This window comes from Pararobbsia alpina (assembly GCF_902859895.1).
In the GTDB taxonomy this organism is placed as follows: domain Bacteria; phylum Pseudomonadota; class Gammaproteobacteria; order Burkholderiales; family Burkholderiaceae; genus Pararobbsia; species Pararobbsia alpina.
In genome coordinates this window covers 1-768 of sequence record NZ_CADIKM010000196.1, presented here as the reverse complement: position 1 = coordinate 768, position 768 = coordinate 1, and the positions used below count along the sequence as shown (strand labels likewise).

1 protein-coding gene is annotated in these 768 nt (G+C 62.1%); it reads right to left on the bottom strand.

Translation table 11 applies throughout. The features are described from left to right. The coding region (locus HV670_RS30245) for a hemagglutinin repeat-containing protein (RefSeq protein WP_175108576.1) at positions 1–768 on the bottom strand (768 nt) is incomplete at both ends.

Below are 768 nucleotides of genomic sequence, written 5' to 3'. Positions count from 1 at the left end.
CGTACTCTGTCCGAAGCCACCGCTTGCACTCAAGCCGATCGTGTCACCCGAATCGCTCGCGTGATTCTCCAGATCCGTGTAACCGAATGTCTGCGTCGACAGACTGTTTCTGTCTGGCGCAGCCGCACTCGCCATCACCCCGCCATCCAGCTGCGTGTGGTTCCCGACCTCGACGTTGAACCCGCCCTCTCCTGCATAGATCCCGCTTGGCTGCTTGACCGACTGATAGGTCGAGTCGATTTTCTGCTGGCTCACACTCCCGCTGCCGCTCACGGTCTGTCCCACGCAGAGCGGCGGCACGCAGAGGCTCGCCTGGAATCCGGCACTCGATTGCGTGCTGTCGTACGTGCTCGTGTCCTGTTGGCTCTGGATCGTGAGATCACGCCCGATGCTCGCCTCAACCGTCTTTCCCGATACCTCAGCCCCCCGCAGGTTCGTATCGCGGCCACTCGTGATCGACAAGGTGTTGCCGGCCGTCAGCCGAGTGTCTCGATTCGTCACACTTTGGCCGTTGGCATTGCCCTGCGAGGAGCTCACCCCGAGCTCCAACGTCAAGCCATTCTGTTGACCGCCCAGACCCACGCCGACACCGATACTGCCGCCACGGCTCCTGTTGCTGCTCGACTGCTGGCTCGTGTCCTTCGCGCGCTCCAGGTTGATGTCGTGCGCGGCATTGAGCGTCACGTTCTGCCCGACGACCTGTGTTCCGCGCGCGTTGATGTCACCGTCGATGGCACCATCGATGTCACCGTCGGTCGCCTGTTTATT